This is a genomic window from Adlercreutzia sp. ZJ473 (assembly GCF_013185065.1).
In the GTDB taxonomy this organism is placed as follows: Bacteria; Actinomycetota; Coriobacteriia; order Coriobacteriales; family Eggerthellaceae; genus CAAEEV01.
The window spans coordinates 1-7,958 of sequence record NZ_JAAVTO010000079.1 but is presented as its reverse complement, the minus strand read 5'-3'; the positions used below and the strand labels follow the sequence as shown (position 1 = coordinate 7,958).

Sequence of the window (7,958 nt, the reverse complement as noted above, 5' to 3'; positions counted from 1 at the left end):
GGGCCGGCCGGTCGGCTTGCGCGCCGCGCGGCTGAGCGGGCTGCGGCGCTTTGGCCGGCCGCGCGGCTTGAGGGCGCGCCGCGGGGCTGGGCTTGCGACGCGTGGGCTTGCTTCCCGAGGTTGCCATGGGGGTCCCTTCCGCAGGTTTCACTAGGGCCATTGTAGGGCATTTCGCAGTTGACGGAGAAGACACACGCGTCAGCGGGGTCCTTTACTCAGCTGGGCTTTGGGTTAAAATGGGCACGGCACCAGGCTCTTCGGGCACTTGGCTCGAGCACCTGGCGGCTGACGGTTGGCCGGCCCCGATCGCCGGCTCGCCCTGCCTGGCCGCCGGCACCGCGCCTGCGCCGGGTCGTCGGCGCGCGTCCCGCCTTCCGCACCCCGACCCCTAAGGAGACTTTCGCCATGGCCGTTGACATGGGCAGGCACTTCAGCATGCCCCAGCTTCTGAGGTACGCCGCGCCGTCCATCGCGATGATGATCTTCACGTCCGTCTACGGCATCGTGGACGGGCTGTTCGTGTCGAACTTCGCCGGCAAGACCGCGCTCGCCGCCGTGAACTGGGCGATGCCCATCCTCATGGTGCTGAGCTCGGTGGGGTTCATGATCGGCGCGGGCGGCAGCGCCATCGTGGCGAAGACGCGCGGCGAGCGCGATGACGAGCGCGCGAACCGCTACTTCTCGCTGCTGGTGTACGCGACGCTCGCCATCGGCGTGGCGCTCGCCGTTGCCGGCGCCTTCGTCCTGCGCCCGCTGTACCAGCTCATGGGCGCGAGCGGCGAGATGCTCGAGCTCGCCGTGGTCTACGGCCTCATCGCGCTGCTGTCGTTCCCGTTCTTCATGCTGCAGTACGTGTTCCAGAGCTTCTTCGTGGTGGCGGGCAAGCCCCAGCTGGGCTTCTGCGTGGTGGTTGCGGCCGGCGTCGCGAACATGGCGCTCGACGCGCTGTTCGTCGGCGTGCTCGGCTGGGGCGTGGCGGGCGCCTCCCTCGCCACGTCGATCGGCGAGTTCATCGGCGGCGGCGTGCCGCTTCTCTACTTCGCGCGCAAGAACGCGAGCTTCCTGCGCCTGGGGCGCACGCGCTTCGAGGGCCGCGTGCTGGCGCGCGCCTGCGTGAACGGGTCGTCCGAGATGGTGAGCAACATCGCCATGTCGCTGGTGGCCATGCTGTACAACTTCCAGCTGCTGCGCCTGATCGGCGAGGACGGCGTGGCGGCCTACGGCGTGATTATGTACGTGGCCATGGTGTTCGGCGCGATGTTCATGGGGTACGCGATGGGGACCTCGCCGCTCATGAGCTTCCAGCTCGGCGCGCGCAACCACGTTGAGATGCGCAGCCTGTTCAGGAAGAGCATGGCGTTCGTGGCGGCGGGCGGCGTGTGCATGTTCGCGCTGGCGCAGGCGAGCGCGGGCGCGCTGGCGCAGGTGTTCGTGGGGTACGACCCCGAGCTCTGCGCGCTCACGGAGCGCGCGTTTCGCATCTACGCGCTGACGTACCTGCTCATGGGCTTCTGCGTGTACGGCTCGGCGCTGTTCACCGCCCTCAACAACGGCCTGGTGTCGGCGGCCATCTCGTTTCTGCGCACGCTGGTGTTCGAGGTCGCCGCGGTGCTCCTGCTGCCGCTTGTGCTCGGCCCGCAGGGCATCTGGTTCGCCACGCCCGCAGCCGAGCTGGTGGCGCTCGTGGTCACCCTCGCGTTCATGCTCGGCCTCGGCGACGTCTACGGCTTCATGAAGCCCCGCCCGGGGAAGGCGCGCAGGAAGAGGCCCCGCCCGCGGGCGTGAGGGCGCTCCCTCTGCCAGGCCCCGCCCGCGGGCATGAGGGCGCTCCCTCTGCGAAGTCCCGCCCGCTGGCGTAGGGACGCGCCGGCGTGCAATTCTCAGCGCCCATTTTGGCAGAAATCTTCAGATATTTGTCTTTTCGCAGCGAGATGAGCGCTCTTCTGGTCTGTCGAAGAATATGCGACCTGCGGTTTTGCTGGTGGAAGCGGGGCAGTCTACGAGAAAAGAGCCCCTCGCTGCCTTCCGAGCGACAAATATCTGTAAATTTCTGCCAAAACGCCGCTGTTTTTCTGCACGGGGGCGCCGCAAGGGCTGACGGGCAGCTTCGTTCTCGCTATAATGAACAGCGTGTTGATTATTGGCCTTGCCGTCGAAGAGAGGATTGCATGACCGAAGAGGGGACCGCATGACGTCCGACGGTTGCACCGACCGCCGCATCGCACGTTCTCGTCGCGCGCTGCGCGCCGCGCTCATCGCGCTCACCGAGGAGCGCGGGCTCGACGGCTTCACGGTGAACGACCTGTGCGCCCGCGCCGACCTCAACCGCGGCACGTTCTACAACCACTTCCGCGACAAGGACGACCTGCTCGCCCAGCTCGAGGACGAGGTCATGGGCGACCTGCGCCAGTTCCGCGGCGAGATGTCCAAGCTCACGCTGCTCGACCTGGCGAAGCTCAAGGTGGCGCGCGAGTCGCTGCCGCTGCTCGTGGAGCTGTTCGACCACCTGCGCGAGCAGGGCGACTTCCTGTGCGCGATGCTCGGCCCGCGCGGCGACGCGCGCTTCGGCCAGCGCCTGCGCGACACGCTGTGCACCGACATCATCCTGGGGCTTCTGCACGAGCGCTACCGCAGCGACCCCGAGCCGTTCGTCGGCTACTACGTGGCGTTCTACGCGTCGGCGTACCTGGGCGTCATCACGCGGTGGCTGGAGCGCGGCATGCAGGAGAGCTCCGAGGACATGGCGCGCATCGTGATGCGCCTCCTGTTCATAAAGCCCGGCGAATCGATCAAGCTCTAAGGTGAGGACCATGTTCGACAAGACTAACGACAAATCCGAGAAAGCCAAGGGAACCATGAGAAAGACCGCGAGAGGCACCCACGCCGCGCGCAAGTCCGCCAAGCGCGAGGAGAGGAAGTACGTCCAGATCATCACCGACGCCACCGAGGACGCGGCCACCCTGCGCGTGACGCGCGTGGAGGAGGCCGAGGCTGCGGCCGAGGCTGCCGCCGAGCGCGAGGCGGTGCTCGCGGCGGCCGACGGGCTCCTGCGCCTCGGCATCGACGTGGGGTCGACCACGGTGAAGCTCGCCGTGCTCGACGCGCTCGGCGAGGTGAAGTGGGCGGTGTACCGCCGCCACCACGCCGACGTGCGCGCCACCATCATCGAGGTGCTGCGCGAGGCCGCCGCCCAGTTCCCCACCGAGCGCATGACCATCGCCATCACGGGCTCGGGCGGCCTGCTCCTGTCCCAGTGGCTCGGCATCACGTTCGTGCAGGAGGTCATCGCGTCCAAGACGGCCGTGGAGACGTTCATCCCCGCCACCGACGTGGCCATCGAGCTCGGCGGCGAGGACGCCAAGATCATCTACTTCGACAACGGCATCGAGCAGCGCATGAACGGCACGTGCGCGGGCGGCACGGGCGCGTTCATCGACCAGATGGCCGCGCTCCTGAACACCGACGCAGGCGGCCTGAACGAGCTGGCGAAGAGCCACGCCACCATCTACCCCATCGCGAGCCGCTGCGGCGTGTTCGCCAAGACCGACGTGCAGCCGCTTCTGAACGAGGGCGCGAAGAAGGAGGACATCGCGGCCTCCATCTTCCAGTCGGTGGTCACGCAGACCATCTCGGGCCTGGCGTGCGGGCGCCCCATCCGCGGCAACGTGGCCTTCCTCGGCGGCCCCTTGCAGTACCTGCCCGAGCTGCGCCGCCGCTTCTACGAGACGCTCGACCTTGAGGGCGACGCCATCATCGTGCCCGAGAACGCGCACCTGTTCGTCGCGAGCGGCTGCGCCATCGCGGGCGCCGCGGAGGGCGCCGCGCCCGAGCACCTCTCCGACGTGCTCGTGCGCCTGGAGAACCTCGGCGACATGCAGGGAAGCGAGGTGGTGCGCCTGGCGCCGCTGTTCGCCGACGACGCGGACTACGCCGAGTTCAAGGCGCGCCACGACACCGAGCGCGCGCGCCGCGCGCCGCTCGAGGACTACCGCGGCGTGGCCTTCTTGGGCATCGACGCGGGCTCGACCACGTTCAAGGCCGCGCTCATCGGCGAGGACGGCGCGCTTCTGTGGTCGACGTACGCCTCCAACAAGGGCGACGTGCTCGGGTGCGCGAAGGCGGCGCTCGCCGAGCTCTACCGCGCGCTGCCGTGCGACGAGGCCACGGGCGACCCGCTCGTGCGCATCGGGCACGCCACGGTGACGGGCTACGGCGAGGGGCTGCTGCTCGAGGCGCTGCGCGTGGACTCCGGCGAGATCGAGACGGTGGCGCACCTGCGCGGCGCGCAGGAGATGCTGCCCGGCGTGGAGTTCATCCTCGACATCGGCGGGCAGGACATGAAGTGCCTGCGCGTGAAGGACGGCGTGATCGACCACATCATGCTCAACGAGGCGTGCTCGTCGGGCTGCGGCAGCTTCATCGAGAGCTTCGCCACCGGCCTCAACCTCGACGTGGCCGAGTTCGCGAAGACCGCCGTCCAGGCCGAGCGCCCCGTCGACCTGGGCAGCCGCTGCACCGTGTTCATGAACTCGCGCGTGAAGCAGGCGCAGAAGGAAGGCGCCACGGTGGGCGACATCGCCGCGGGCCTGGCCATCTCGGTCATCAAGAACGCGCTGTTCAAGGTCATCAAGATCCGCGACCCGCATGACGTGGGCACGAAGGTCATCGTGCAGGGCGGCACCTTCCTGAACGACGCCGTGCTGCGCGCCTTCGAGCAGCTCTCCGAGGCGAACGCCGTGCGCCCCGACATCGCCGGCAACATGGGCGCGTTCGGCGCCGCGCTCCTGGCGCGCGACCGCTACCGCACGCAGCTGCGCGCCGCGGGCTCCTCGGGGGCGGGCGCGGCAGATGTCTTGCAGGAGCTTGGCTCGGCGGGCGAGGGGCTCGGCGGTGCTCACCAAGCGAGTTCCGCACGAGCCGAAAGCGCCGGCGGCGCTTTCGAGCGAGCAGGACTGTCCGAGCGACTGAGCTCTGCCGAGCCCCTCGCGGATGCGGATGCGGACGCGGACGCAGCTGCCCCCGCAGGCGCAGACGAGCCCCTCGCAGGCGCGGACGGGGCCGACAACGCTCCCGTCACGGCACCCCCCACCTCCTCGCTGCTCTCGTTCGAGGACATCGAGGCGCTCGCCCCGACGCACCGCACGGTGCGCTGCAAGGGCTGCTCGAACAGTTGCCTGCTCACGGTGAACGACTTCGGCCGCGACGAGGAGACGGGCAAGCACCGCCGCTTCATCACGGGCAACCGCTGCGAGAAGGGCGAGAGCCTCGGCGTGGGCGCGGCGAAGTCGGACGTGCCGAACCTCTTCGAGTACAAGAGCCGCCGCTTGTTCGACCACTACACGCCGCTTGCCGCCGACGAGGCGCGCCGCGGCACGGTGGGCATCCCGCGCGCGCTCAACATGTACGAGAACTACCCCTTCTGGTTCACGTTCTTCACGAACCTGGGCTACCGCGTGATCCTGTCGGACCCGTCCACGAAGAAGACCTACGAGGCCGGCATCGAGTCCATGCCGAGCGAGAGCGTGTGCTACCCGGCGAAGCTCTCCCACGGCCACATCATGAACCTGCTCGACAAGCACCCGGACTTCATCTGGATGCCGTGCTCGAAGTGGGAGCGCCAGGAGGACGACACGGCGGGCAACCACTTCAACTGCCCCATCGTGGCGAGCTACCCCGAGGCGCTGCGCCTGAACATCGACGAGCTGCGCGTGTCCGACACCAAGTTCGTGAGCCCGTGGCTGCCCTACGACAACAAGGAGCACCTGAAGAAGCGCCTGTTCGTGGAGCTCTCGCAGAACTTCGCCGAGGAGGCGGGCGTCGCGCGCGTGCCGCTCACGCAGGCCGAGGTGGACGCGGCGGTGGACGCCGCGTGGGCCGAGGACGAGGCGTTCAAGCGCGACATACGCACGAAGGGCACCGAGACGCTCGCGTGGATGGAGGAGACGGGCACGCACGGCATCGTGCTGGCGGGCCGCCCGTACCACCAGGACCCCGAGATCAACCACGCCATCCCCGAGCTTCTGACGAGCTTCGGCCTGGCCGTGCTCACGGAGGACTCGATCGCCCATCTGGGGCAGCTCGAGCGGCCCATCCGCGTGGTCGACCAGTGGATGTACCACACGCGCCTGTACGCGGCGGCGAAGGTGGCCACGCAGCGGCGTGACCTGGACCTCATCCAGCTGAACTCCTTCGGCTGCGGGCTCGACGCGCTCACCACCGACCAGGTGCAGGAGGTGCTCGAGGCGGCGGGCAAGGTGTACACCGTGCTCAAGATCGACGAGGTGTCGAACCTCGGCGCGGCGCGCATCCGCGTGCGCAGCCTGCTCGCGGCGCTCAAGGACCAGGCCGACCGCGAGGCCGAGGCGGCCTCGGACGCGGCGGCCGAGGGGCGCGCGTGCCCGGCGGCGTCCATCAACCTCGACGACATTGACAAGCTCGTGCCCGAGAGCTTCACCGAGAAGGCCGACGGCGTGGTGCGCGCCGCCCAGGTGGAGCAGCGCGAGGGCGAGTCCACCGAGTTCGCGCGCCCGCAGTTCACCGCCGAGATGAAGGAGGCGGGCTACACCATCCTGGCTCCGCAGATGGCACCGTACCACTTCGAGCTCCTGGTGCCCATCTTCGGGCGCTTCGGCTACAACGTGAAGCTTCTGCCGAGCGTGGACCACGGCGCGGTGGACGCGGGCCTCAAGTACGTGAACAACGACATCTGCTACCCGTCCATCCTGGTCACGGGCCAGATCATGGAAGCGGTCATGAGCGGCGAGTACGACACCGACAAGCTGGCCGTGCTCATCACGCAGACCGGCGGCGGCTGCCGCGCCACCAACTACATCGCGCTCATCCGCAAGGCGCTCAAGAGCGTGGGGCTCGGGCACATACCGGTCATCGCGCTGTCGTTCAAGGACCTCGGCGAGGTGAACCCGGGCTTCAACATCACGCCGAAGATGCTGCTGCAGGCGGTGTACGCGCTGTGCTACGGCGACCTTCTGATGCAGTGCCTCTACCGCACGCGCCCCTACGAGGTGGAGCCGGGCAGCGCCGAGCGCCTGTTCGACCACTGGATGGCCGCCTGCAAGGCGCAGCTTGCCGAGGGCGTCACGCGCGGCGGGTTCAAGCGCACGGTGGGCGCCATCGTGGAGGACTTCGACACGCTGCCGCTTGCCGGCGAGGGCGCCAAGCCGCGCGTGGGCGTGGTGGGCGAGATCCTCGTGAAGTTCCACCCCACGGCGAACAACCAGATCGTCGACGTGATCGAGCGCGAGGGCTGCGAGGCCGTGGTGCCCGGGCTCATCGAGTTCTTCCTGTTCGGCATCGCGGGCGCCATCTTCCAGAAGGACCCGCTCGGCCGCTCGTCGAAGGGCGCGGTGGGAAGCCGTGTGGCGCTCGAGGCCATCGCGAAGTTCCGCAAGCCCGTGACCGACGCCCTCAAGCGCTCGCAGCGCTTCGAGCCGGCCGCCGACATCTACGAGCTGGCCGAGTACGCGAGCCAGATCCTGTCGCTGTGCAACTCGATGGGCGAGGGGTGGCTGCTCACCGCCGAGATGGTGGAGCTCGTGCGCAACGGGTGCCCCAACGTGGTGTGCACGCAGCCGTTCGCCTGCCTGCCGAACCACGTGGTGGGCAAGGCGGTCATCAAGGAGCTGCGCCGCCAGTACCCCGAGAGCAACATCGTGGCCGTGGACTACGACCCGGGCGCCTCGGAGGTGAACCAGCTCAACCGCATCAAGCTCATGATCGCGGTGGCGAAGGCGAACCTGGCGGCGAAGGAGAAGGAGGCCCGCACCTCGCGCGACGCCCACCGCGACGCCCCCGCCCAGCCCACGCGCGAGCGCGAGAGCGACAGCGTGAGCTACGTGGAGATCAAGGCGTAGGGCCGTGGCGGCTGACGTGGGCGAGAAGGGCGCGGGCGCGCCGCAGGCGGCTGGCGGGTCGTGCGCGGGCGAGGAGCGGGCCGCGGC

At 68.9% G+C, this 7,958-nt stretch carries 3 protein-coding genes; all 3 read left to right on the top strand.

Annotated features, from left to right (window positions below):
* Positions 1–405: 405 nt before the first annotated feature.
* The 3 genes from HRL41_RS11200 (at position 406) to HRL41_RS11190 (ending at position 7,871) form a co-directional block, all read left to right on the top strand.
* Positions 406–1,785, top strand: coding sequence for an MATE family efflux transporter (locus HRL41_RS11200; RefSeq protein ID WP_172137097.1), 1,380 nt, complete (start codon positions 406–408; stop codon positions 1,783–1,785).
* A gap of 403 nt (positions 1,786–2,188) precedes the next feature.
* Positions 2,189–2,800 (top strand): TetR/AcrR family transcriptional regulator, encoded by a 612-nt coding sequence (locus HRL41_RS11195; protein ID WP_172137096.1) that lies wholly within the window; start codon positions 2,189–2,191, stop codon positions 2,798–2,800.
* Positions 2,801–2,810: 10 nt separating this feature from the next.
* Positions 2,811–7,871 (top strand): 2-hydroxyacyl-CoA dehydratase, encoded by a 5,061-nt coding sequence (locus HRL41_RS11190; protein ID WP_253904879.1) that lies wholly within the window; start codon positions 2,811–2,813, stop codon positions 7,869–7,871.
* Positions 7,872–7,958 lie beyond the last annotated feature (87 nt).